Origin of the sequence: Acidithiobacillus caldus ATCC 51756 (genome assembly GCF_000175575.2) — a bacterium.
Lineage (GTDB): Bacteria > Pseudomonadota > Gammaproteobacteria > Acidithiobacillales > Acidithiobacillaceae > Acidithiobacillus_A > Acidithiobacillus_A caldus.
The window spans coordinates 692,416-716,259 of sequence record NZ_CP005986.1; the positions used below are offsets into that span (position 1 = coordinate 692,416).

The following is a 23,844-nucleotide window of genomic DNA, read 5'->3' on the forward strand; positions in this document are numbered from 1 at the left end:
CCATGCCAGGTAGTCCGATCCCGGATTTGCGCCCGCTTCTACGCGGCGTTGCCTTGGTGCTGCTGGTGCTTCTGGCCGTGCTGATGCTGCTGGCCGTCGATGGTCTGCTGCTTATTCCCGCTTTGCTGCTGTCCTACGATCTTTGGGGTATAGCCTGGCAGTGGCACGGGTTCCTTCCAGATCCGGTGCAGCCTCCTGGACCCTGGACCAGCCTCTCGCTGGGTCTTGTGGCATCCCTGCTGCTGGCGCTGGTGGATGGCGTCGCTCTGGGCCTGTGGGCGCGCTTGCGCCGTTCACCCTGACGCAGCTTCTGCCTTGCTCTCCAACATCGCCCAGCGGGCGTAGGCGGCATCCAGCTCCGCCGCGACGGTCTCGGCCTCTTCCTGAATGCTTTTGAGACGGTCCGGCTCGCGGTAGACATCCGGGTTGGCAAGTGCGGCGGCAATGCGCTCCTGACGTGCCTCCAGGGCCTCGATCTGTGCCGGCAGTTGCTGGAGTGCCTGCTGCTCACGATAGCTCAGACCCGACTTGCGCGGCCTATCCCTCTCGCGTGGGGCATTGCGAGCGGGTGTTCCCCTGGTCTCCTCCGCGCGCGACGGGTCGTTCTCCGTCTGCCGCTGCCATTCCTCCCAGTCGCTATAGCCGCCTGCCATGCCGAGCCAGCGCCCACCGCCGCGGCTCACCAGCACCTGCGTCGCCACCTGGTCGATGAACTCACGGTCGTGTGAAACGAGAATCACGGTGCCCGGAAAGGTCTGAAGGCGCTCCTCCAGCACTTCGAGGGTCTCCAGATCGAGGTCATTGGTAGGCTCATCCAGAACCAAGAGATTTGCGGGACGGGCAAAGAGCCTGGCCAGCAGCAGGCGGGCGCGTTCGCCTCCCGAGAGGGCCTTGATGGGTCCGCGAGCGCGACTGGGTGGGAACAGAAAATCTTGCAGGTAGCTCAGGACATGGCGGCGTTCCCCGCCAATGTCCAAGAAATCGCTGCCATCGGCTACGGCGTCCACGACGCGACTTTCTGGATCGAGTTGGGCGCGAAACTGGTCGAAATAGGCGATTTCCAGCCGCGTACCGCGACGTACCTGGCCACTGTGCGGGGTCAGCTGTCCCAAAAGCAGGCGCAACAAAGTCGTCTTGCCGACGCCGTTAGGCCCGATGATACCTAGCCTGTCGCCGCGTTCGATACGAATGGACAGATCCTTGACGATGGGACGATCGTCGTAGGCGAAGGAAACCTGGGTCAATTCCGCGACCAGACTGCCGGAACGCTCGGCGGCGGCAATATCCAGGCGTGCTGTGCCAAGCCGCTGGCGCCTTTGCCTGCGCTCATCGCGCAGACGCTCCAGGCGCCGCAGACGGCCCTGATTGCGCTTGGCCCTCGCCTTGACCCCTTGACGCAACCAGGCCTCTTCCTCGGCCAACTGGCCCTCCAGGCGCTCTGCCTCCGCCGCTTCCGCTGCAAGCATCTCCTCCTTACGCTTGAGGTAATCGCGGAAGCTGCCGGGAAAGCTGCTGAGCTTGCCGCGATCCAACTCGACGATGCGGGTGGCGAGGCGATCGAGAAAGCGCCGATCGTGGGTGATGAACATCAGGGTTCCACGATATCGGGCGAGTGTTCTCTCCAGGGTAGCTATACCGGCGAGGTCCAGGTGATTGGTGGGCTCATCCAAAAAAAGCAGATCCGGCTCGCCCATGAGGGCCTGGGCAATGGCCACCCGCTTGCGCTGTCCGCCCGAGAGCGCGGCGATACGCCCGGACTCCGGCAGGCCCAGTTGATCGCGCAAACTCTCGGCCCGAGCCGAGATGGTCCAGAATTCCGGCTGATCCGCCAGCTCCATGGCGCTCCCCTGATCCGACTCCGCAAGCTGGTGCAGAGGGTGTCCCACGCGAATGGCGGCCAGCAGATCGACGTCCTCGGGCAGGTCCGGATCCTGGGCAAGATAGGCGGCATGCAGGCCGGTGGACCAGGAAAGCCGGCCGCCGTCCAGGGGATACAGACCCGCAAGCACCTGCAGCAGGGTGGATTTACCCTCGCCATTGCGACCGATGAGACCTACCCGTTCACCGGCCTCGAGTACGAGATCGGCGCGATCCAGAAGTGCGCGGCCGCCCCATTCGACCTGACCTTGGTCCAACTGTAAAACCATCCCCACGGTATATCGTCTCCTCAGCCCGGTACGTCCCCGGCCCGCTCTCGCGAACCGGCTTCACAGCTTAGAGGCCAAGCGTCCGTGGGGCAAGGAGGATCACTTCAACAGGCGTAGGGCGAGAGGATAGCGGTAATCCGCACCACTGCTGGCCTGGACTGCGGCCAAAATGCAGAACACGAGATTGACGAGAATCAGAAGGCCAAAGAATAGGAGACCGACGAGCAGCAAGCTCAGAATCCCAGAGATCAGATAAGCGATAAGCAAAGTGAGCTGGAAATTCAGGGCTTCCAGTATCTGGCCGCGCAACCATGGGCTGGCACTGTCTTTCTTGACAAGGTAGAGCACCAAGGGGACGATGATGCCGAAGAGGATTCCGCTGAGGTGGACGATGGTCGCGGTATTGGTGTCCTCGGAACTCGGACGGACGGTGGAAATGGCCTGCTCTGGTTGTTCCATGTTACGCTCCCTTCGCTGAGGTTTTCAGTCGAAATTTTAATGGTCTATCCATCTCCAGTCCAGCATTTTTTGAGCTTGCCTTCGGCATGGCCATGGCATGGAAAATGCCATGAATGGGCGGTCCGTGGTCGTGGTTCATGAATCGGCGCCAACGCCTCTTCTTTGAGGTCCTGGGCCTCGATCTTGCCGGCTTTCCGCTCCCGGGCCCGGGTACCGATGCGGATCCGAGACCCACGGCGCTGGCCGGCAAGGGCACACCAAGCCTTCCGGCCCTTGCGCCGGCTCCCCCAATCCCAGAGGTAGCCCGCTCTGAGCCAAAGGTGACCGCCGCGACAGCCGCGCTGGTGATCGATCCGGCCAGTGCCGAGGAGCAGGAACATGAGCCTTTGGCGGTTGAGCCTATGGAGGTGATGCCTGCGGATCGGGACCAGGTCCGTCGGCAAGCCATCTCCGCCATGGACTGGCAAGCACTGAAAGAGCGTATCGAAACCTGCCGTGCCTGCAGTCTGGGCAGCACTCGGCAAAACGCGGTGGTGGGAGCTGGCAGTCCCGAGGGATCCTGGTGTTTCGTGGGCGAGGCCCCGGGCGCAGAGGAGGATCGTCGCGGTGAAGCCTTTGTCGGTCGCGGCGGCCAGCTTCTGGATGCCATGCTGGCGGCCATGTCCCTGAGTCGCGCACGGGAGGTCTACATCGCCAATGTGCTCAAGTGCCGTCCGCCCAACAATCGTGATCCCTTGGGGCCGGAGGTGCGGTCCTGCCTACCCTATCTGGAAAGGCAGATCGCTTTGGTCCAGCCGCGCATCTTGGTTGCCCTGGGGCGCTTCGCTGCGCAGTCGCTGCTGCAAACCAGCACCCCCATCGGGCAACTGCGTGGGCGCGTCTGGGAGTATCGCGGCATCCCCCTGGTGGTGACCTACCACCCGGCTTATCTGCTACGCAACCCGCTGGAAAAGCGCAAGGTCTGGGAAGACCTGAAACTCGCGCTCTCGGTTTATCCCAAGGATTGACCACGCACCGACGCGATGGCTTGAGCGACATCGTACTGCGCGTGCCAGCCGAGCTCCGTCTCGGCCTTGCGGCAGTCCACGACCAGTGGGTGTTCCAGACCCAGCAGCCAGCCGGGATCGCCCAGGAAGCGGACGAAAGGACGCAGGCGTCCATGAATCCGGTGCATCTGTCGGGGCGACAGCGGCAGCTGCCAGAGCCGCGGGATGGACGACCAGGGGACGGGATTCGGCGCAGCAATGTTGTAGGTGCCCGGTTGGTCCTGAGCGAGGGCCACCAGCATGGCAGCTATGGCGTCTTGCTCATGGATGCATTGCAGGGGCAGATCGGGATTGGGCAGGCGTAGACCCAATGGACTCGTGGCGATGGCATTGACCAGGGGTTGCGCAGCGGGCCCGATGATGGCGTGCAGACGCAGCCGGGTGATGCGCAAGGGCGGATGGCTGGCGCTGAATGCATCCAGAAGCTGCTCCACCGCTACCTTGTCCTCGGCGTAGGCGAAGCCGGGGTTTGGTCGCAGCGCATGGTCCTCGCGGAGGATGACCGGATTATCGGCCCAGGCGCCGTAGACGGCCACACTGCTGCTGTAGATGAGTCGCTGAACCCCGGCCGTACGCATCGCCGCGAGAAGCGCTCGCATCCCCTGCCGATTGCTCGCCGCCATGGTGTGCCGCCATTTTTTGCTCCAACCGAGATGGGGGCTCAGCACCACGAAGGCCAGATGTACGACGACATCAATGCCCACGAGCAGCTCTGCCAGACCGGGGTCGCGTAGATCGCGCTGCAGCCAGCGCAGCCTCGGGTGCGTCTGCGTGGGTGCCGCCCAATCCAGCGCCACCAGCTCGTGTTCAGGACAGCGACGAAGGAGCTCCGCAACGAGCAGTCTGCCGGTGTGGCCGGCGGCGCCGGTGACCAGGATTCGCATCAGGCGGCGTCGGCGGTCTCGTGCTGCAGGCCGGGCAAGACCTCTTTGGCCAGTATTTCCAGGGAGCGCTGGGTAATCTCGCTGGACACCATGCCAGCGCCCACGGCGAGTATCAGACGATCCACTCCAGCGCGCGCATAGCGGGCCAGTTTGCGCCGGCAACTGGTGGGGTTACCCACGACCACCATACCCAGATTTTCCAGAAGGCTCAGGCTCAGGCCACGACGCAGGAGCGGCTCGAGGAAGCCGAGACGGTGATAATACTCGTAGCTTTCCCGCAGCTGGGCGAGGACTGGGCGGGTCTGGTCGAGGAGCCGCTGGTAATACCAGGCGAAGCCCGCGGCCAGTTGCCGCGCTTCTTGCTCGTTCTCGAGGCAGAGGCAGCCGATGGTCATGGCAAAGCGCGGATTCTGTCCGGGCATGGGCACGCCCGCACCGTGATGTTCCCGCCAGGCACGACGGTAGGCCTTCAGATCCTGTTTGATGAGAAACCAGGGCTTGAAAGGGCCGCTCAAGACACCGATGCCTTCCTTCGCTGCCCATTGAAAGCTGGGTGGGCTCACCGCTGCTACCCACAATGGGGGGTGTGGGCGCTGTACGGGCTTGGGCAGAATATCGAGGTCGTCGAAATCGTAGAGTTCCCCGTGATGGCTGAAAGCACTGCCGGGCGCCCGGCGCAGGATGGCGAGGCCCTCCTCCAGGTGGCGCCGACTCTGCGCCATGTCGCTGCCGAAGAGGCCGTATTCCTTGGGCGAGAAGCCCCTTCCCAGGCCGAGCTCCAGGCGTCCGCCACTGAGAATATCCAGGGCCGCTGCCTTTTCGGCGACGCGCACCGCGTGCTGGTATGGCAGCACGACGACGGCATGGCCGAGGCGGAGCCGCTCGGTGCGCTGGCTTGCCGCGCCCAGGAATACCTCAGGTGCGCTGGAGTGCGAGTATTGGCGCATGAAGTGGTGCTCCACGAACCAGGCGCCGTGAAAGCCGAGGCGATCGGCCAGTGCCAGTTCCGCCAGGGTTTCGTGGTAGACTTGCGCCTCGGAGCGCCCGAGATGCTCGGGTACCGCAAGCTCGTAGAAGAGATCCACCTGCATGATCGGGAGTCCCCATGTCCGTGACGCCGCCCCACATTGCCGAGCGACTACAGATTGCCATTCTAACATCGGAACAGATGCGCCTGCACTGGGAGGACCCCGACAGCGGCATGCATTACTACGAGCGTGTGCTCCCTTTGGCTTTGGAGTCTTCGGCTGGTGGAGATAGGCTACGCTGCCTGCTCCTCGATGAAGACCGGGAGATTTTCGTGCCGGTGGACCGCGTTCGCAATCTGCCCACACCGGTGAAATGATCCGGACGGTGGTACCTCCCGGCGGTCAAGGCAGTTCGGCGTCGTCCGCCTCCCCAAAACCTCCCATCGTTCTGGCCACGAAGGGGCGTTCCGGAAACAGCCGCTCGCGGTAGTACTGCAGTTCGCCGATGGATTCGCGGATATCGGCCAGGGCCTCGTGACGCTCGGTCTTGGGATAGCGTGGTAGGCTGGGATACCAGCGGTAGGCTAGCTCCTTGATGGTACTGACGTCGATGAGGCGGTAGTGGAGAAAGCGCTCGAGACGAGGCATGAGGCGAGCTAGGAAACGCCGATCCTGACAGACGCTATTGCCGCACAGCGGCGCCGTACCCGGCTGAACGTGGGCTTGCAGGAAGTCCAGGGTCTGGGCCTCCACGGCGCCGAGGTCGAGGCGACTTTCACGCACCCGCTGAACGAGGCCGGAGTTCCCGTGGGTACGCTGATTCCAGTCGTCCATGGCGGCGAGCACCGCCTCGCTCTGATGGACCGCCAGAACCGGCCCTTCGCTAAGAACCCGAAGCTCATTGTCGGTGACGATGCTGGCAATCTCTAGTATCTGGTCCCGCTCCGGGTTCAGACCCGTCATCTCGAGATCGATCCAGACCAGGCGCTGTGTTTTCGGATCCATACCCTGCTCCTCAATGGTCGGGGGCAGTTTAGCACGGTACGCTTGGGGTAAAAAAAGACGGGCTCAAGAGCCCGTCCAATAGCCGCAAAACAACCGCTACAAAAATCGTGGGGACACTGGCGAAACCATCGCCCTTTGTTCCATGCCAAGCCAGACCCCTGTTCAGGTATGGATTTGGTGTCCTATCCAGCTATAAAGTACTCCCCGAATATTTCCGGATTATTTCAGAACGATCGCTTTCTGGATTCCTCCAGACCAAGAAAAAAAGACGGGCTAGAGAGCCCGTCCAATAGCCGCAAAACAACCGCTAAATCTGCTGGGTTCTGGCTCGAATCTTCGGCCGCACCTATGTCTGTCGCTCCATCACATTTTGAGGTTTGGGTCACTAAGCTTCATTGCGTTGCAGTATGCTGGATTAATGTTTCCAGAATATTTCAGGGTGGTTGGAATCGATGGGAGTACGAATGCCGTCGCGCTGCTTGCCGCTTCGCCAAGGATGCTGCTGCGGACCAGAGACGAACTGGCGTCTGCGGGGGAGTGTGCAGTAGGTGCAGCATGTAAGCACCATCTGAGGCTGCGGGCTTGTCTCGGCTCTGTGGCGGTCACAAAAAAGTGACGGGCACGAGGCCCGTCCAATAGCCGCAAAACAACGAGAACCGCGTCGAAGAGCGCCACAAACGACCCCCTACCGAACGCGAATGGCTGGATTATTGCCGAGAATTGTTTCAGAATTATTTCCAGATTCATGGGCAAGGAGTCGGAAGCGCGTGGCCGTGGTGCTCATCGTCGACGATGACCAAAGACTGGCGGCTCTGCTGCAGGACTTTCTGCAGGCCGAGGGCATGGTGGTGCGCACCGCCAGTAACGGCCGGGAGATGTGGCAGCAACTGGCGGCCGAACCCGTCGACGTGGTGGTGATGGACTGGATGTTGCCGGGAGGGCAGGACGGCATCAGCCTAGTTCGGGAACTTCGGGCCAAATCCGGTCCGCCCATCCTCATGCTGTCGGCCAGGGGTGAGGAAGAGGAACGTATCCACGGCCTCGAGAGCGGGGTGGAGGACTATCTTGCCAAGCCTTTCAACGCCCGTGAGTTGCTGGCGCGCCTGCGAGTCCTGTTGCGTCGTGCAGGTCGCGGCGACTCCGGAAGGGTGCTGCACTTCGGTCCCTTCGTGCTGGACCTGGTTGAGAGGCGGCTGTTCCGTGAGGGTGAGGTCGTGGAACTCAGTCCGGCGGAGATGGACCTTTTGTTGGTTTTTGCCCAACGACCCAATCGTGCGCTGAGCCGAGACCACCTCTTGCAAGCCTTGGGCGGAGACGATGACGGTCGTTTTGACCGGAGCATCGATGTGCGGGTGACACGACTGCGCAAACTCATCGAAGAAAATCCGCGCCAACCGCGGTTTCTGCGCACGGAACGGGGAGTGGGTTATCGCTTCGTGCCCAGGGAAAACGAAGGCGGCACGGGGCTTAAATCTTCTGCCGGCGATATCCCCCGGGACATCGCCGGCTGACCTGGTACCCAGACTCAGAAGCTTGCCGTCACACTGCCGTAGAACGAGCGCGGCGCCTGGAAGTTGAAGGTGTCGCTGGGCGAGGGTTGCGGGCCCTTGACCTTGGCCTGGTACACCCCACGCTCATCCGTCAGGTTGTAGATATCGAAGCCGAGCCGCAGGTTTTTGATCATCGGCGTGGGTGGGACGATGTCGTAACCCAGTTTGAGGTCCACGTTATTCAGGGCGGGGAGAGGATACTGAGCATCGTCCCGGACATACTGGCGTCCAGTGCGCTTGTAGACGAGGGCAAAGTGGTAAGGTTTGGCATCGTAAAGGACCGCCGCCGCTGCCGTGTACAGGGGCGCGGCGGAAATGGTCTTGTTCGTCTCCTTGGATTTGGCGCTGTTGATGGAGCCATTGGCGTAGAGTGCCAGACCGTTGCCTAGGGCATAGGTGACCTCGCCCTCCACCCCTTTGTAGATCACCCCGCCCTGGTTGTAGTAATACGGGTCGCTCAGAGGAGAGTTGGGATCTATGGCGTAGCGGTTGTTGAAGTCGATGTAGTACACATCGGCATCCCAGACCCAGTGTTCGGACTGGTGATTGAAGCCCACTTGGTAATTGGTGGTGGTTTCGGGATTCAAGCGATTTTTTTCACCATTGGCCGTCTGGAGAACGTCCAGGGGAGGAGCCAGGAATCCTTTGGCAAACTGCAGGTAGGCGGAATTTTCCTTGTCGAGGCGGTAATTGACTGTCAGGAAAGGTAGGGTGCTGTGATAGCTCTGGGAATAGAAAGCCGGCAGGCGTGATTTCTGATTGATGAGGGCGCTCATGCTCCGGGTGAAGCGTATGTACTTGACGCCGGGTGTGACGGTCAAGGATTCCGTGGGCCGCCAGGCAAACTGGGCAAAGGGCTGAAGGTTGCGTGTGCCCGAATGCTGATCGAACTGTACGTTGTTGATTCCGCTAATAATGCCAGGAACGGCCTTCTGATCGAAATTGGGTGCTCCCGTCAGCAGGTCGTAATCCACGCGTCCGCGCTGGGTGGCACCCGTTTCGACCCAAAGACCTGCCGTGGCACGGCCAAAGGACCAGTCTTTGTTCAGACGCAGGATATTACCCACGAGCCAATAGCCGTTGAGTTTGTCGTATCCTGGTATACCCTGAACCTTTTTTCCGTTGGCGAGGACGACACTGCTCAAGCCCGCCAACGGATCCTTGCTGGAACTGGATAGGGTACTATTGTGGTAGAAGTAATAATAGACCGAGTTGTCCAGAGAAAAGCCCTCGGCAAGCGCGCTCTGCACGCGAATATAACTGAAGCCCGTGTGCTTTTCCGTACGATTGTAGGCGTAATAATTGGCCAGAAGCGGGTTATCCCCCAGAGCAAAATCCTTGCCATAACGTAAAGCCTGCGACTCGGTGAGCTGGCCTTTGGTAGCATCGGATTGGTAGTAGGTGTTCCAGTTGAATGTGCTCAAGAGCGTGACCAGGGTACTTTCACCCAGGGGCACAAACATTTTGAACAGGACGTTGTCGCCTTTGACGGGGGAAAAGGTCTGATAGCCGTCGCTGCTCTTGTGCTGGTAATTGACGAGATAACGTGCACCACCCGGCCAGGGCAGGGCACCACTGTTGGCACGAGCCTTGAATAGCAGAGTATTGTTGGAACCGTAAAGGAATCCCAGCTTGCCGGAGGCCTTGGCGCTGGGGTCCGGGGAGAAGAGATTGACGGAGCCGCCGAAGGTGGCGTAACCCAAATTGTCGGCGTTGCCGGGGCCGCGCTCGACGACGACACGATCGATGGTGGAAGCGGGAAAATACGCCGTGGAATGGTGCGTGAAATCGTTGGTATCGCCGAAGGGGATACCGTCGTAGGTCATGTTGAACTCACCATCACTAAAACCGCGAAGGTTCAGTTTGGATTCGCCGACACCCGGACCGTTACTGTTGAAGCCGCCGGATACGCCCGGAGCGAGGTTGGCAATCTGGTTGAAATCCGCATCGCCCATCACGGCGTTTTCGATGTAGTGGGAATCCAGGACGGTGGTGGGCTCCGTGGCCGATAGGGGCGACTTGCCCGGGGCCAGTGCCGGAGCGCTCTGGGGCCCATAGCTTTGGGTCGAGCCTCCGGCGTCGGCGGAGCCCGCTTCGGCGGCGGTCACCGTGCCCAGGGAGTCGGCGGCATGGGCCATTCCCGGGGCCAGCGCGATCAGGACGGCGATCTGCAAGGTTTTGACGGTATGAGAAAACACGGTTGACGCTCCTTTTGCTCCATAGGCAAAAATGGGTTTAGTCATTGCGCAGTACGAATTCCACTTCCACATCGAAGCTGAAGTTTTCGTTTTTGAGCTCGGCGGGGGTGGGTGGCATCCGCGCGTCCCGAACCGCCGCAAGGGCTGCGCTATCGAAGGCTTCGAGACTACCCTTGCGCACGATGTAGGCGCGGGACACCACCCCGTTGCGCAGATCGAAATGCACCAGTACCCGCCCCTGCTCGCCCAGCATCCGCGCCGCTTCGGGATAGCGCACCGCCGCTTGGATTGCGCCTTTGACCAAAGCGCGGTAGTCCGCCTTCACCGCGGGGTTGGCGGGCGGTGCCGGAGGTGGCGGCGGTGTCTGCGGCACGGGCTGGGGCGGCGGCGCCTGTACCGGACTGGGCAGGGGGCTCGGCGGCAGGGCCTCGCGTACGGGCTTGGGCGCTGGTTCCGGTTTGGGTGTGGGCCTTGGCACCGGCTTTGGCGTTGGCTTCGGAACCGGCTTGGGCGTGGGTTTGGGCGGCGTCGGTGTCGGCTTGGGGGGTGGCGGCGCCGGTGGCAGGGGCTTGGGTTCCTGCACGAGTTCCAGCTGCATGGGCGGCATGGCGGCGGGCGGTGGGGTAGAGCTCTGCGCCTGCCATAGCGCCAGGCCCAGCAGAGTGGCTTCCGCCAGAATGGCCAGTATCCAGGCTTTTCTCTGAGTTTGGGGCTCGGCGCGAAGCTCCGTCCCAAGCTCACGAAAATCGATATCCACGGCTCAGTCCTCCCTCATCGATGCTGTCGCGACCTGAGCGCTGGGATAGGGTCCATCCATCAAGCCGCTCCAGAGGATGCGGTTGTAGCGCGTGGTATCGAGACGATCCTCGGTGCGGAAATCCATTCCGGCGGTCGCCTTTGCCCAATAAAGGCGGTCGTGGCGTGGCGCTTGGGCAGTCTGCGTTGCGCAGGTTTTGGCCGAGGCCGGGAAATGCTCCGCCAGGGCGGTTCCCAGGATGTAGGGCGAGGGACAAGCGTCGAAATTCCACTGGGTCTGTTGCGTGTCGAAGACCTCGACCATGGGCCGCGCCGCTGCCACCAGACCGTTCATGGGCGAGATACCGAGAATTTCCGTCATGGTGCGCAGCATGCTGAGGGTATTGTAGGGAGCGGAGACCACCCTCCCGCGGGCGACGTAGGGACCCACCACCAGAGCGATGCTGCGGTGGGCATCCACGTGGTCGGGACCGTCCTGGGCATCGTCCTCCAGCACAAAGATCAGGGTATCCTTGGCAAAGCGGCTGTGCGCCACCCGCTCCAGCAGGAGTCCCAGGGCATAATCGTTATCTGCCACCTGGCGTTCTGGAGTGTCGATACCGTCCATGGCCTCCTTGAAGGAGCCGGTGTGATCCCCCGGCAAACGCACCAGGGAGAGCTGTGGCAGTTGCCCTTGCTTCTCGTAGGCGCTGAATTCCCGTTCCCACTCCTTGAAGCGCCAGAAATCGGGGTAGGCACTGTCAAAGCCGCGGTAATAGACATCCGTCAGGGGGGCGAGCTCCGGATTGGCGGACACACCTTGGGGTTTCTGCTCGGCAAAGGCGTGGCGGGAAGCCTTGTAGGTGGTGTCCTCGGCGCGGTGGTAGAGACTTAGAAAGAAGCCGTAGTTGCGGACCGTGACGCCCTGTCGTAGCGCGGCACTCCAGAGGTAGCCCTTTTGTCTTGCTCCATCCATGGCATCGGGGGCGGCGGCATCGGCGGTCCCCGGAAGAAGGTCCGGATCCTCGGGTAAGCGCGGATCGGCTGCGCGCCGGGCAGCACCAGTCAGGGCCACGTTGATGCCCCGATTGCTCCCTTCCCAATCGTAAGCGCCGCCACCATTGCTGTAGGACAAGGGCAGGGTCTTGACGCTGAGGTAGGACTCACGACCCGCCGTGGACCAGGCCCAGCCGTTGCCACTGACCTCACCCGTTACCAGAAAGTTGTCCAGGAGCACGTACTGCTCCGCAGCTCGGTGCTGATTGGGTGTGGTGCGGCGCGGAAATTCGGCGAGTTTCGGATCGCCGTTGCCACGCGGGAGATCACCAAATATCTGATCGTAACTGCGGTTTTCCTTGATCACGTAAATGACGTGATGAACGTGCTGGCGCAGGAAGGCCAGGGTCGCCTGCTCCTGGGGAGTCAGGGGAATGGCCGGGTGATTGTTCTGCCAGGTCTCGCGGGTCAGACGATCGAGGATTTTGGGATCCTGCGGAAGGGGAATCTTCTGCAAACCGGAGTCCACTTTCTGCAGAATGTACTGGTTGGCTCGCGCCTGCACAGGAGAAGTGTCGAGACAGCCGCGAAAGCGTCCGTAGCAGAGCCCGGTATTGGGGCCCGGCATGGTTTTGTTGTTGACCACCCAGAGCGTTTGGGCATCGGCGCTCACGGCAAGGTCCTGGGGTGACCAGGCCGTTGGCAGGAGGGCGAGGCTCTCGGGCCGATCGCGGCTAAGGTCCAGCAAGGCAACGGCATTCATGCGGCCAATGCTGGCGTAGAGCCGCTTGCCGTCGCGAGACATGGCCAGACTGTTGGCAGACCAGCCGAGATTCTTGGCGCCCACAAAACCCGCAGCCTGCAGTTCGGGCGCGAGCTTTGCGGGCAGGAGGGGGGCTTCACCCAGCATCTGGAAATCGGCCAGGTCTATCACCGCAATACTGTCCCGATTGTCCTGAGCGACGTACAGGCGCTTACGGGCCTCGTCCACGAGCAGGCGTCCGGGGTTGCCTGGAACGGCCAGACGCCGCAGGACCTGGGCGCCGTCGGGGGCAACTTTCAGCAGTATCAGTTCTCGATCCCTGAGGCTGGAAACGATGGCGTGTGCCGCATCCGTCCAGACGAGCGTCAGAGGATACTCGCCACCGGCCACACCGCTTTGACCCTGGCTGGGACCGGGACGCAGATCTTGCTCCCACAGGACGCGGCGACTGTAGGTATCGATGAGGCTCACGGAATCGTCGAAGGTGTTACAGACGAGGAGGTAGTGACCACTGGGATCCAGGGCGAGACCTGCAGCCAGAGGTTTGACGCCAATTCCGAGACCTTTGCCTTGGTGTCCCAGGGCAATGCTCGGTCCAGCGATTCGCCACGGGGCCCGCGCATCGGTGCGCTGCAGGACCAGGACACCGTCCTTCACACCGGTGCTGAGGTACAGGGTTCGCTCATCGGCACTCAGGGCCATGCCCTCAAAACTGTCGAAAAGGGGAAGGGATTGCGCCAGGGCTGGCACCTGCGAAGAGAGCTGCAGGCGGAGGAGGTGCTGGTTGGAGAGCTTCTGGTCCGTTTTGCCGGGTGCCTCGTCGACATTCTTGTAGCCGGCACCCAGGACCAAGGCCTCGTTACCACTGGCAGCAAGCAGGATGCGCGTGGCGCCGTGCAGGGCCAGATCCGGATGCGTGCCATCGGCCGGCAGCCGCCAGAAAGCGCTTCCCGGAGTGGCCAGCGGCATCAGCCGCTGACCGCTGGAGATGAGGGTCGCCGAGCTAGCCGGAGCCGTTGCCGACTCGCGTGCAAAGATGGCCGTGGCAGCGAGGCAGGCGAATACCGCCGCCGAGCGGAGCAGAGGGCGTGCGTAGGATGGGACGAATCGCATGGGCTCAGCGCGCCTCTTCGGGACGGGACGCCAGACCGATGGCCGTGACGCCGGCCTTGCGGCAGGTGTCCATGACATGGACCAGTGCCTGGACGTCGGCATGTTTATCGGCGGCGATGGTAATCTGCAGGTGCTCGGGATCGTGCTGGCGCAGATATTCCTCCAGGGCAGCGCGACCGTAAGTCTTGCCCTCGATCTCGGCTTCGCCTTGGGCGTTGAGATTGATCACGAGCTTGGGTTTAGGCAATTCCTGCGCGGTGCTGGAGCCCGGCATCTGCGCGGGCATGCCCTTATCGGGGATCATGTGGATGGTCACCATGATGAAGAACACCAGCAAAAACAGCATGATGTCGATCATCGGGATGATCTCGATGCGGGCTTTTTTGACCTCCAGATACTGCACGGCTCAGGCCTCCTGTGCAGCGTAGTAGACGGGCTTTGGGTCGCTGGTCACCAGGGCGTGACTGTGATCCAGACCCTCCAGGCGATTGACCAGCATATTGCGCAGGGTTTCCATTTGGTGGACGACCAGACGCATGCGGTTGTGCAGGCCGTTGAAGGTAACGAGGCCAATGATGGCGATGACGAGCCCTGCGGCGGTGGCGAGCAAGGCTTCGGCAACATTGCCCGTGATGGCCGTGGGGTTATTGGCAGCGTCGCCGAGCACTTGGAAAGCGTGGAACATGCCGACGATGGTGCCGAGCAGACCCAGCAGCGGTGCGAGGGTCACGGCGGTGTCGAGGATCCAGAGGCGTTTGTCCAGGCTAGGTACCTGGCGCATGACCACCTCCTGGAGAATTTCCGACAGACGGGCACTGTCGCGAATCTGGGGAAAGCGCAGGGGGACTTCGAGCAGGGCGCGGAAGGGGTAGGGGCTAGCCTCGGCAATGGGTGCTAGGGTGCTGGGCTTGAGGTCTGCCGCGGAGTCCAGTGCCGTCGCGATCTGCTCCCCTTGGTGCACCATGCGGTTGATGAAGAGGAAGCGCTCGAAACTCACCCACAGAACGAGCAGGAGGATGAGCGGCATGATATAGAGGATACCGCCGGATTCTTGGGCTATGGTGAAAAGGGCGTGTATGTCCATGGCAATTCCTTTCGTTGGCGGGATGTCTGTAAGGACATCCCGCTTGGCGGATTTGGTGGATTGGTGAGGTTAGAAGCTCGCGTCCAGGGTCGCGTAGACGTTGGCCGGGAGGTTGAGCTTCAGGTTGGGATTGGCGTTGCTGCCGCTGTAGCTCTGAATCCAGGTGCGATCGAAAAGGTTGTTGACGTAAACACCCAAAGAGACTTTCTTGAGGCCAAAGCCGCCAGAACTCAAAGGCATGTTGTTGAGGGTATAACGGAGGCTCGCGTTGGTATAAAACCGGCTACCCAGAGGCAGGAACTTGCCACCCAGATTGTAATAGGCATTGCCTATTTCATTGAAGCCCACGGTAGCCTTAAAGCCGCCATCGCGATAGATCAGGCCCACGGACTCGGTGTGGTGGGGTGCATAGGGGAAAGGTTGCCCTGCCGATTTCAGGCGCGCATCCAAAAAGCCGACATTGGCATAGGCACTCAACTGGTCGTTGAACACAAAATTGTTCTGCCAAGAAATACCTTGGTTGATGGCCTTGCCGGCGTTGGCCAAGACCGTCTGGTTGAAGGAACCTACCTGTACGGTGGTGGAGAGAATATAGTTGCGGAAATCTACCCGGAAGAGATCCAGTTCGCCTTTCCAGAAGCCCCGATTCCAGACTAGACCCAGATCGTAGGTGTTGGCTTTTTGGGGCGCCAGAGAGGGATTGAAGACGCCCGTGTAGAACTGATTGTATCCCGGCGGGTTGGCATTTTGGGTGAAATTGGCAAAGAGGTTGATGCCCTCCATGACCTGGTAATTCGCACCCACGGAGGGCAAGACCTGGTGGAAGCTGGCGTTGAATACACCGGGCTGGCCTTGAGCGAGCGCCACGTAGTTCTTGAAATCCCGGTTGGCGTAGAGGTACTTGACGCCAGCCGTGAGCTTCAAACGCTCCACCGGCTTGTAATTGAAAACGATATAGGGCTCGTAGGTATCCGTGACAACGGGTTCGATATATGTGGATCCCAGGTAGACGTTGGCCTGGTTGAAGTACTGGGCGTCGTGTGTGGTGTTGTTGTGGTTGAACCAGAAGCCGAGCTCCGTATCCACCGGGCCCAACGGGTAGGCGAGTTTGACGATATTTCCCCAGCGATGGGTGTTGTTGATGCTGTTGCGCAGGAGTACCTGGTTTGCCGCGGGAGCAACGCGCTGTACCGATCCCGCCGGCGTCAGGAGTGTTTGGGTAAAGGTGGTGGCACCAGCGCCGTAGCCGTTACCATAGTAATAGTAAAATTGTTCCGAGAACTTGACCTTGCCAACTTCCCCTTCGTATTTTCCGTAACCTAGCCAATTCAGGTAACGGTTGTAGTTGTAGCCAGTATAGAAGGTGTTGGGTCTGCCATTGGCGAGGAAGGGGTTGCTCGTGTACCCATTGTAGTCGTTGCCGAATTGCGCGATTTGCGCCGCCGTCGCACCGTTGTAGTAATTGAAGCGCTGATTGTTTTGGGTGAAGAAGAGCGTAAGAGCGCCTGGACCAATCTGGGTGACGGATTTGAAGAGGAACTGGGTCTGGATGGCACCGTTATTCTGGAAGTAGCCATCGCGATGATTCGTATTGACATAGAGCCAGGCAGAGGTTGGCGCGATATTCTTCAGAAAGAGCCCAGTATTGACGAGGCCACCATAGTTGTATTTGCCAAAGGAACCGCCACCCACCATAGGCCGCAGGAAGAAGTAGGGGGAGGGCTTGAGGCTGTAGGTCTCGATGGATCCGCCGAAGCTGGCCAGACCGGGAATGGCGGCGGACTGAGCACCCGGATAGTACTTGGTGCCGGCAACCAGGACCGAAGGAATGAACTCGTTGGAATAGTAGGTATAGCTATCGTTGTCGTTGAGGGGAATGCCGTCCAGGGTGAAGTTGATGAGGCTCTTGCTGAACCCGTTGATATAGACGTCGTCTCCATCCATACTGTCGCCGCTGCTGACGACTACGGCGTTGGGCAGATTCTGCAGGGACTGGGTGTAGGAGTCCGTGGGGGTGAGCATTTCGTACTGGCCCCGGGTGATGGTGGTCTCGGCGTTGGTGGTGTCCTGCTTGAACTTCTGGATCTGCTGGACATCGCTGGGTGGGGTTTCGCCGGTATTGACATTGGGACTGGAACCAAAGAAACCACTGCTGCCCTGAGCGGATCCGGTGACGGTGCCAAGGGACTCGGCTGCCTGGACGGGCATCTGGCTGAGGGCAAGCACGCTCGCGATTACTGCCACGGATAAGGCCTTGTTACGGTTCATCTGACGCTCCACAGTGACGGTCGAAAAATTGGAATTTGCGGCCGTTGGCGCCGCCCGGTATCTCCGGGAGACTTTATGGGCGGTACTCTAGCAGAGAAATGTGACACTTTGATGAACCTTTGATGACATTTTTGTGACATTTGCACGGCTCCCTTTTCCCCGGAACCGCCCCCCGGCATAATGGTCCTAAAGGATAAGTATGGCTCGCCACCAGCTTGCGTAGGGAGCATGTATGTATCGGAAATGGTTACGCGTCTGTATCGGTGTCGTGCTCGCCGGGTCGATCTCGGCATGTGCGACGATGTCCCCTGTCGCCGGCAACTTTCCCCCCATCACGCCGCGGCAATCCCAGACGGGGGCGGAGAATGGCAAGGTGGTGCGCTGGGGTGGAACCATCATCCACACTCAGCCTGAGGCCAGTCAGACCTGCTTCCAAGTTTTGGCGTTCCGCCTGAATTCCGAGGGGCGGCCCGAGACTGGGCGCGGCGAGAGCGACCAGGGACGCTTCCTTGCCTGCGCTCCGGGCTTCTACGATCCGGAACTCTATAGTGCCGGTCGTGAGGTGAGCTTCATCGGCACCATCACCGGGGTGCAGACCATGAAAGTGGGTGGGTTCGATTATCCCTACCCAAAGCTCGAAGCCAGCCGGGTATACCTGTGGCCCCTGCGGCCACCGGAGCGGGTGTCGCGTACGGTGTACATCAACAGCGGTTTCGGCTGGGGGTGGGGAGGCCCGTATTTCTGGGGTGGTCCCGGTTGGTGGTGGGGTTATCCCTAAAGTCGCACGCAGCTACCCAGGCGCTGCGTTGCTATTGAGTGCGACGCAGGCCGCCGGTATACTTATCAAGTCATTGCCGGGATGGCGGAATTGGTAGACGCGCCGGACTCAAAATCCGGTGGTGGTGACACCGTGTCGGTTCGAGTCCGACTCTCGGTACCATAGAATTCGATAATTCGTGGCAGGATCCCAGGTCTCTGCCTCTGCAGGCGCTCAGTTGCGCAGTCCACGGCGATCTGCCGGTTCCCATGCATGAAGCTACGGGCGGGAAGCATTGCCCACTCCCGTGCGTCAGTCTCCGCTGCGTACCAGTACGCCCGCCAGCCACGGATGTGTGCGCACGTATGGGAACAGGGCACGTGCCTGACGATATCCATCGGTCTGTAACAGGACCTTCGCACGCATATCCCGCTGTTGTAGGCTGCTCACGACCGTTTCCAACTGAAGTTTCTGGGAGTGTGCCTGACCGGGTATCCACCAGTGCGGATCGATGACGATCTCTGCGCCAAGGCGTCCCAGTGCGCTCATGTCCTGAATATAGTCCCGTATCGCCGACGGCCCGGATATTCCTTTGTGAAGATTGGCAAAGCATAAGGGACTTATATCGATAATGGCATTTTTCTGGGTACGCATCAGAGGGCGACGCCGGGTCGGTCATTGCAGCTTAGCATTCGTCCGCAAATGCAATATTGGACCTATATCGATCTGGACGATTCCTTGCATCGCTTTCACGCCATCGATGGTTCTGCGGTGATTCTGAATGTTCACACCGGCCACATTCTCGCCATGGTGAGCGTTCCCAGCTGTAACCCAAATCGACTCAGTGCGTGCACGAATCCAGCGGACCTGGTCGACAATGCCGTACATCAGGCTTTTGAGCCGGGTTCGGTGATGAAACCCTTCGTGGTGGCGGCCGCTCTGGCCAGTCATAGCGTGGCACCGTCGGCTCGATTCAACGTCTTCCATCCGCTGGTCGTCGATGGCTACCGCATTACCGATGATGTTCGACACCACGTGCTTTCCATTAAAAAAATATTGAAATATTCCAGTTGCATAGGAGCCTCGAAAATTGCCTTGCGGACGCCGCGGAAAACCATTTACGACCTTTATCGTGCCGTAGGCTTTGGTCGTTTGCCGCCTCTGGGCTTGCCGGGCGAGACTGCGGGCATCCTACCCCATTGGCAGCACTGGAGTCAGGCCAGACACGCAACCATCGCGCTCGGTTACGGAGTGTCGGTGACCACTCTGCAGCTGGTAGACGCTTATGCCGCCATTGCCAACGGCGGCGATTACGTGCGCCCGGAACTGCTGAAGGCGGAACGTCCCTGGCAACGGCGGGTGATGCCGCGCTGGGTCGCGGATACCTTGCGCCATTGGCTGCAGTCCGTTACGCGTCCCAATGGTACGGGTATTCTCGCTGCCATACCCGGTTATCGGGTGGCCGGGAAGACCGGAACGGCGGACATGGCCAACGGTCATGGTGGGTTCCATCACCACACCACCAACGCGACCTTCGTTGGTTTTGCCCCTGGTGATCATCCTCGCCTGGTCATGGCCGTCTCTTTACGGGGAAGCCACATCCAGTGGAATTTTGGCGGCATCGAGGCTGCGCCAGTGTTCCGCGTCGCCATGTCCCACGCGCTGCGCGAGATGGATATCCCGCCAGCCTGCCACACGGGTGGGGACAGATATATTCGTGTGCCGAGCGGCCTTACCTGGGCGCGCCTGGCACAGCGCTACGGGCTCGATACGGCGGCCTTGCAGCGCCTCAATGGTCTTCCGGATACCGCCCAGCTCGATGCCGGTGAATTGCTCAAGGTACCTGTCCCCCAAAACCAAAAAATGCTCTGTCGCGTGCAGACACCCCTTATCCGCCGTGCCCAGGCGGAAATCTGGAGTGAGGGTGGTGGCTCGTGACGCTGCTTATTTGCTTGCAGAGTGCGCAGGGGCTTCCACGGTATCCGCCGCCGCCCGGCGTGGACGCCATCGGGCCGTGTGGTATCATCATCACACTTTGTGGCCTGGCCCGGACACACTTTTGTCCAGGTCGAGAACGGGGGCGGCGCCCGGCGAATCGAGCACCGTCTCTTTGCAGCCACCCGTGAAATATCTTGGGCGATACTGGTTGCTGCCAGCGCAATCGTCCGCGACCTGCAGCCCATGGGAGAACCTTATGCATACGAGTCTCAAACGTCCTGGTAGATATTTGTTGGCCTTGGCGTTGCTCTCCACCCTGCCCCTTGGCGGTTGCGTCGCACTCTTGGGCGCCGGTGCCGGTGGCGGCGCGGTGGCCTATGTGGAGAACGGGGGTGTGGCGAACTATTACGCCTACTATCCGGTATCGCTCAGTACGGCGAGTCGAGGGACGCAGGCCGCTTTCCAGCAGATGAACATTCGCTACAACGGCATGATCCAAAAATCGGCCAATGAGGCCATTGTCGAGGGGACTACCAACCGCGGCCAAACCGCCCGGGTGACCCTCACCTCCATGGCGACGGACGTAACCAAGGTCAACATCCGCATCGGTACCTTCGGTGACAGGGCGGAGTCCCTGCAGTTCCAGCACCTACTGTCCCAGCAGTTGGGTGCGGCGGCCAGTGCCGTGGCGCCCAGCGGTACCGTGCCGAGCCCGAGCACGAACACCGAAAATGCCAACCAGAGCGAGGGGCAGCAGACCATCCCCCTGCAGTGATGGCCGTTTGCGTGAGCCGGACTGGAGGGGGGACTCTCGGGTGACTACCGCTTTGGCGACCTTGCCAAGGGTTTTTCCAGGGCCAAGAGGCGTAGACCCGGTGTCCGCGGAATACCGTAGCGTGGGTCGCTAGGGAAAGGCTGGTGGACACCCGTCGCGCGGTAACCGCGGCGGGCGTAGAAGGCGAGAAGCTCGACCCGGCCGTCAATGACCCACAGGCGCATGACGCTGCTCTGCCACCGGTGTTGCGCCTCGGTCTCGGCGCGATGCAGGAGCAGACTGCCCAGCCCCTGGCCCTGGCGATGAAGGGCCACCGAGAGCATCCCCGTCTCTGCTATCGCCGCACCGCAATCCTTCAGGTGACAAGCGGCGGCAATCCGTCCTGTCTCAGGTTCCTCCAAGAGTAGAAAGAAGGCGAGCGGGGGCTGGTGGAGGGTTTGTAGCATCTCCAAGTCGCAGCGCTGCCCATCGATGATGTTGGCCTCCGTGGTCCAGGCCCGGGCTGCGGCTTCCGGACCGCGGTAGACGCCGTTGACGAGGGTGACCAGGGCGGGCAGGTCCGCCGTCTGGGCGAGCCGTGCAACGACCGCGCTCATGCAGGTAGGCTGGCCCAGTGCTCGGCCCGTCTCCCCACCAGCGCGCCGAGGTGATCCACACCCCGGTCTGTCAGGAGTTCTGGCAAGGCATCGGTGATCTGCTGGACGAGATCTGGGCCTTCATAGATCAGGGCGGTATAGAGCTGTACCAGGCTTGCGCCGGCCTCGATCTTGTCCAACACATCCTGTGCCGTCGCCACGCCACCCACACCAATGATGGGTAGCCGTCCCGAACTTGCGCGATAGAGTTGGGCAATGATGCCATTCGCGCGGCGTTTCAGGGGTGCGCCACTGAGTCCGCCGGCCTCAGCGGGATGGGGCCAGTCGGACGGCCGGCCAAGGGTGGTATTGGTGGCGATGAAGCCGTCCAGTAGGGGCTGCGGCTCCTGCGCCAGAGCCGCTAGGGCGGTCACCTCGTCGGGCGCGAGATCGGGGGCTATTTTGAGCAGGAGCGGCGGCTGACGCTGCAGTTTCTGCCGTGCTTCCCGGAGCTCCTGGAGTAGTGGGCGAAGGCTCTGGGGATCTTGCAGACGACGCAGCTCCGGGGTGTTGGGTGAACTGACGTTGATGCTGATGTAATCGGCGAAGGGTCCCAGTTGCTGGATGAGGGCACGGTAATCGCCCACGGCGGCGGTCAGGGGGGTCTCGCGATTTTTGCCGATGTTGATGCCCAGGGGCACCGTCAGGGGGAGTGTGGCTGCGAGGCGGTCGGCCACGGCCGACCCCCCTTGGCTGGGGAAGCCCAGACGATTGATGACGGCGCGCTGCTGGGGATAGCGAAAGATGCGGGGACCGGGATTGCCGGGCTGCGGGCGCGGAGTTACCGTCCCCAACTCCAGAAAGGCAAAACCCACGCTGGCAAGACTCTTGAGGGCCTGGCCATCCTTATCGAAACCAGCGGCTAGCCCTACGGGATGGGCAAAGTGCAGGCCCCAGAGCTCCTGGGCCAGACGCGGATCCGAGGGCCGGTGGGGCCAGAGATGGGCGCGGGTTTTGGGCATTTCGTTGAGTCCACCCAGAACGCGCAGGCTGAGGGCATGGGCATGCTCCGGTTCCAGTAGAAAGAGCCAGGGGCGCCAGCGAGAGAAGTCCACGGCCACTCAGACCCAGTTCCGGGGAGTCAGAAAATCGCTCTTGAGCCGCGCCTCCGGACTGTCGGGCTCCCCACGCCAGTCGTATTCCCAGGCCGCCAAAGGCGGCAGGGACATGAGAATGCTTTCGGTTCGGCCACCGGATTGCAGCCCGAAGAGCGTGCCGCGATCGTAGACCAGATTGAACTCGACGTAACGACCGCGGCGCAACAGCTGCCACTGGCGCTCCCGTTCGCCGTAGGGATGGGCGCGGCGCACCTGGGCGATGGGGAGCCAACTGTCCAGGAAGCTGTGGGCAAGATCCTGCCAAAGGGCCTGAATGGCGACGGGATCGCCGTTGAGGTCGTCAAAAAAGATACCGCCGACGCCGCGCATCTCCTGGCGGTGGCGCAGGTAAAAGTAGTTGTCGCACCATTCCTTGAAACGCGGATAGTAGTCGGGCCCATGACGATCGCAGGCAGCCTTGAGGACAGCGTGGAAGTGACGGGCGTCCTCGGCAAAGCCGTAGACAGGAGTGAGATCGGCACCGCCGCCGAACCACCAGACGCTACCGGCGCTGAAAAAGCGATAGTTCATGTGGACGATGGGGACATAGGGATTGCGCGGGTGCAGCACCAAAGACACGCCCAGGGCGGTAAAGGCCTGACCCGCCAGTTCCGGCCGGTGGGCCGTGGCCGAGGGCGGCAGACTCTGGCCAAAGACGCGGGAGTAATTCACGCCGCCTTTTTCCAGGAGATCACCGTCCTGAAGGACGCGGGTACGGCCGCCGCCACCTTCGCCGCGCTCCCAGCGATCTTCCCGAAAGTGCGCGCGACCGTCGTGTTCCTCGAGGACGGTACAGATGCGATCCTGCAAGTCTAAGAGGAAGCGCTCGAGGGTATCCACACAAGGGATCTGGGTCACGGTCAACTCCTGAGAATTCGTCCAGTAACCGCGTCGATGATGCGACTGGGCCGGCGCTGGCCACCCAGACGGGCTGGCAAGGCCCAGACGCGCGCGCCAAAGTACCGCTTTAGGGTGCGCAAATCCCGCGCCGCTTGCAAGCCTGCGGGATTGGCGCTGGTGGAAACGATGGCACGGCCAAAGGATCGGCACAGGCGTCGGCTGGCCTCATGGTGGGTCACCCGGATGGCGATTCCACCATGCTGCCCGCGTAGCCACGCTGCTGCCTCCTTTCTCGCCGGTAGTACCAGGGTCGTGCCGGGCCAATAACGGCCGAGGACTTGCTCCTCTACGGCATCGAGGTCGGCAAACCGGGCGGCCTGGGAGCGCGTCGCGGCAATGAGCAGTACGCCTTTGTGCTGCGGGCGTTTCTTGAGTCGCAAGATGTGGCGCAAGGCAGGGCGACGGCGAGGATCGCATCCCAGACCCCACACGCCCTCGGTGGGATAGGCGATCACCTGGCCATGGCGCAGTAAAGCTACGGCCTTGCGCAGATCCTGGCGGCGCGGACTTTTGGGCAACATCGCCG

23 protein-coding genes and 1 tRNA gene are annotated in these 23,844 nt (G+C 61.3%); 8 read left to right on the forward strand and 16 right to left on the reverse strand.

Annotated features, from left to right (window positions below; genetic code table 11):
- Window positions 1-2: 2 nt before the first annotated feature.
- Window positions 3-302 (forward strand): hypothetical protein, encoded by a 300-nt coding sequence (locus ACAty_RS03465; RefSeq protein WP_004870861.1) that lies wholly within the window; start codon window positions 3-5, stop codon window positions 300-302.
- Here the strand turns inward: ACAty_RS03465 and ACAty_RS03470 are convergent.
- Window positions 294-2,147, reverse strand: a complete 1,854-nt coding sequence (locus tag ACAty_RS03470) for an ATP-binding cassette domain-containing protein (RefSeq protein ID WP_226824468.1) — start codon at window positions 2,145-2,147, stop codon at window positions 294-296. The two genes, ACAty_RS03465 and ACAty_RS03470, sit on opposite strands and share 9 nt — an antisense overlap.
- A 99-nt stretch (window positions 2,148-2,246) precedes the next feature.
- On the reverse strand, window positions 2,247-2,606 hold the full coding sequence (locus ACAty_RS03475) for a DUF4870 domain-containing protein (protein WP_004870866.1): 360 nt from the start codon (window positions 2,604-2,606) through the stop codon (window positions 2,247-2,249).
- Window positions 2,607-2,719: 113 nt separating this feature from the next.
- Here ACAty_RS03475 and ACAty_RS03480 point away from each other — a divergent pair, with 113 nt between their 5' ends.
- Entirely contained in the window at window positions 2,720-3,613 is an 894-nt protein-coding gene (locus tag ACAty_RS03480; protein WP_004870868.1) for a uracil-DNA glycosylase, read from the forward strand.
- Here the strand turns inward: ACAty_RS03480 and ACAty_RS03485 are convergent.
- Together ACAty_RS03485 and ACAty_RS03490 are read right to left on the reverse strand one after the other, a co-directional pair.
- Complete coding sequence (locus ACAty_RS03485; RefSeq protein ID WP_004870870.1) at window positions 3,598-4,536, reverse strand: NAD-dependent epimerase/dehydratase family protein; 939 nt, start codon at window positions 4,534-4,536, stop codon at window positions 3,598-3,600. The two genes, ACAty_RS03480 and ACAty_RS03485, sit on opposite strands and share 16 nt — an antisense overlap.
- Window positions 4,536-5,627, reverse strand: coding sequence for an LLM class flavin-dependent oxidoreductase (locus ACAty_RS03490; protein ID WP_004870873.1), 1,092 nt, complete (start codon window positions 5,625-5,627; stop codon window positions 4,536-4,538). Before ACAty_RS03490 ends, ACAty_RS03485 begins: the two co-directional genes overlap by 1 nt.
- A gap of 14 nt (window positions 5,628-5,641) precedes the next feature.
- Between ACAty_RS03490 and ACAty_RS03495 the strand changes: the two genes are divergently transcribed.
- Entirely contained in the window at window positions 5,642-5,881 is a 240-nt protein-coding gene (locus tag ACAty_RS03495) for a hypothetical protein (protein WP_004870876.1), read from the forward strand.
- 25 nt (window positions 5,882-5,906) lie between these two features.
- Here the strand turns inward: ACAty_RS03495 and orn are convergent, their stop codons facing one another.
- On the reverse strand, window positions 5,907-6,509 hold the full coding sequence (gene orn, locus ACAty_RS03500; RefSeq protein WP_004870878.1) for an oligoribonuclease: 603 nt from the start codon (window positions 6,507-6,509) through the stop codon (window positions 5,907-5,909).
- 767 nt (window positions 6,510-7,276) lie between these two features.
- Here orn and ACAty_RS03505 point away from each other — a divergent pair.
- Entirely contained in the window at window positions 7,277-8,020 is a 744-nt protein-coding gene (locus tag ACAty_RS03505; RefSeq protein ID WP_004870880.1) for a response regulator, read from the forward strand.
- A 14-nt stretch (window positions 8,021-8,034) separates the two neighbouring features.
- Here ACAty_RS03505 and ACAty_RS03510 read toward each other — a convergent pair whose 3' ends face one another.
- The 6 genes from ACAty_RS03510 to ACAty_RS03535 form a co-directional block, all read right to left on the reverse strand.
- Window positions 8,035-10,257 carry a TonB-dependent receptor gene (locus ACAty_RS03510; protein WP_004870881.1) on the reverse strand — a complete coding sequence of 741 codons (2,223 nt, stop codon included), beginning with the start codon at window positions 10,255-10,257 and terminating at the stop codon, window positions 8,035-8,037.
- A gap of 37 nt (window positions 10,258-10,294) precedes the next feature.
- Window positions 10,295-11,014: an energy transducer TonB gene (locus tag ACAty_RS03515; RefSeq protein WP_004870884.1), complete on the reverse strand. Its 720-nt coding sequence runs from the start codon at window positions 11,012-11,014 to the stop codon at window positions 10,295-10,297.
- 3 nt (window positions 11,015-11,017) lie between these two features.
- The gene (locus ACAty_RS03520; RefSeq protein WP_004870886.1) at window positions 11,018-13,864 is read right to left on the reverse strand and encodes a bifunctional YncE family protein/alkaline phosphatase family protein; all 2,847 of its coding nucleotides are present in this window, start codon (window positions 13,862-13,864) and stop codon (window positions 11,018-11,020) included.
- A gap of 4 nt (window positions 13,865-13,868) precedes the next feature.
- Window positions 13,869-14,267: an ExbD/TolR family protein gene (locus ACAty_RS03525; protein WP_004870887.1), complete on the reverse strand. Its 399-nt coding sequence runs from the start codon at window positions 14,265-14,267 to the stop codon at window positions 13,869-13,871.
- Between the two features lie 3 nt (window positions 14,268-14,270).
- Window positions 14,271-14,948 carry a MotA/TolQ/ExbB proton channel family protein gene (locus tag ACAty_RS03530; protein ID WP_004870889.1) on the reverse strand — a complete coding sequence of 226 codons (678 nt, stop codon included), beginning with the start codon at window positions 14,946-14,948 and terminating at the stop codon, window positions 14,271-14,273.
- 69 nt (window positions 14,949-15,017) lie between these two features.
- Window positions 15,018-17,216: a TonB-dependent receptor gene (locus ACAty_RS03535; RefSeq protein WP_004870891.1), complete on the reverse strand. Its 2,199-nt coding sequence runs from the start codon at window positions 17,214-17,216 to the stop codon at window positions 15,018-15,020.
- Window positions 17,217-17,448: 232 nt separating this feature from the next.
- On the opposite strand from ACAty_RS03535, the gene ACAty_RS03540 reads away from it, so the two are divergent.
- Window positions 17,449-17,994 carry a Slp family lipoprotein gene (locus ACAty_RS03540; protein WP_038471620.1) on the forward strand — a complete coding sequence of 182 codons (546 nt, stop codon included), beginning with the start codon at window positions 17,449-17,451 and terminating at the stop codon, window positions 17,992-17,994.
- Between the two features lie 75 nt (window positions 17,995-18,069).
- Window positions 18,070-18,156, forward strand: a tRNA-Leu gene (locus ACAty_RS03545).
- Between the two features lie 129 nt (window positions 18,157-18,285).
- On the opposite strand, the gene ACAty_RS03550 is transcribed toward ACAty_RS03545, so the two are convergent.
- Entirely contained in the window at window positions 18,286-18,522 is a 237-nt protein-coding gene (locus ACAty_RS03550; protein ID WP_226047739.1) for a hypothetical protein, read from the reverse strand.
- Between the two features lie 153 nt (window positions 18,523-18,675).
- Between ACAty_RS03550 and ACAty_RS03555 the strand changes: the two genes are divergently transcribed.
- Together ACAty_RS03555 and ACAty_RS03565 are read left to right on the forward strand one after the other, a co-directional pair.
- Window positions 18,676-19,911 (forward strand): penicillin-binding transpeptidase domain-containing protein, encoded by a 1,236-nt coding sequence (locus ACAty_RS03555; protein WP_004870896.1) that lies wholly within the window; start codon window positions 18,676-18,678, stop codon window positions 19,909-19,911.
- Between the two features lie 256 nt (window positions 19,912-20,167).
- Window positions 20,168-20,686: a DUF3568 family protein gene (locus ACAty_RS03565; protein WP_014002415.1), complete on the forward strand. Its 519-nt coding sequence runs from the start codon at window positions 20,168-20,170 to the stop codon at window positions 20,684-20,686.
- Window positions 20,687-20,730: 44 nt separating this feature from the next.
- Here ACAty_RS03565 and ACAty_RS03570 read toward each other — a convergent pair whose 3' ends face one another.
- Genes ACAty_RS03570 through ACAty_RS03585 form a run of 4 tightly spaced genes read right to left on the reverse strand, consistent with a single transcriptional unit; the run spans window position 20,731 to window position 23,839 of the window.
- The gene (locus tag ACAty_RS03570; protein ID WP_004870900.1) at window positions 20,731-21,282 is read right to left on the reverse strand and encodes a GNAT family N-acetyltransferase; all 552 of its coding nucleotides are present in this window, start codon (window positions 21,280-21,282) and stop codon (window positions 20,731-20,733) included.
- Complete coding sequence (locus ACAty_RS03575) at window positions 21,279-22,376, reverse strand: quinone-dependent dihydroorotate dehydrogenase (RefSeq protein ID WP_051620832.1); 1,098 nt, start codon at window positions 22,374-22,376, stop codon at window positions 21,279-21,281. Before ACAty_RS03575 ends, ACAty_RS03570 begins: the two co-directional genes overlap by 4 nt.
- A gap of 6 nt (window positions 22,377-22,382) precedes the next feature.
- Window positions 22,383-23,276 carry an oxygen-dependent coproporphyrinogen oxidase gene (hemF, locus tag ACAty_RS03580; RefSeq protein WP_004870905.1) on the reverse strand — a complete coding sequence of 298 codons (894 nt, stop codon included), beginning with the start codon at window positions 23,274-23,276 and terminating at the stop codon, window positions 22,383-22,385.
- 2 nt (window positions 23,277-23,278) lie between these two features.
- On the reverse strand, window positions 23,279-23,839 hold the full coding sequence (locus ACAty_RS03585) for an L-threonylcarbamoyladenylate synthase (protein ID WP_004870907.1): 561 nt from the start codon (window positions 23,837-23,839) through the stop codon (window positions 23,279-23,281).
- Window positions 23,840-23,844: the final 5 nt, after the last annotated feature.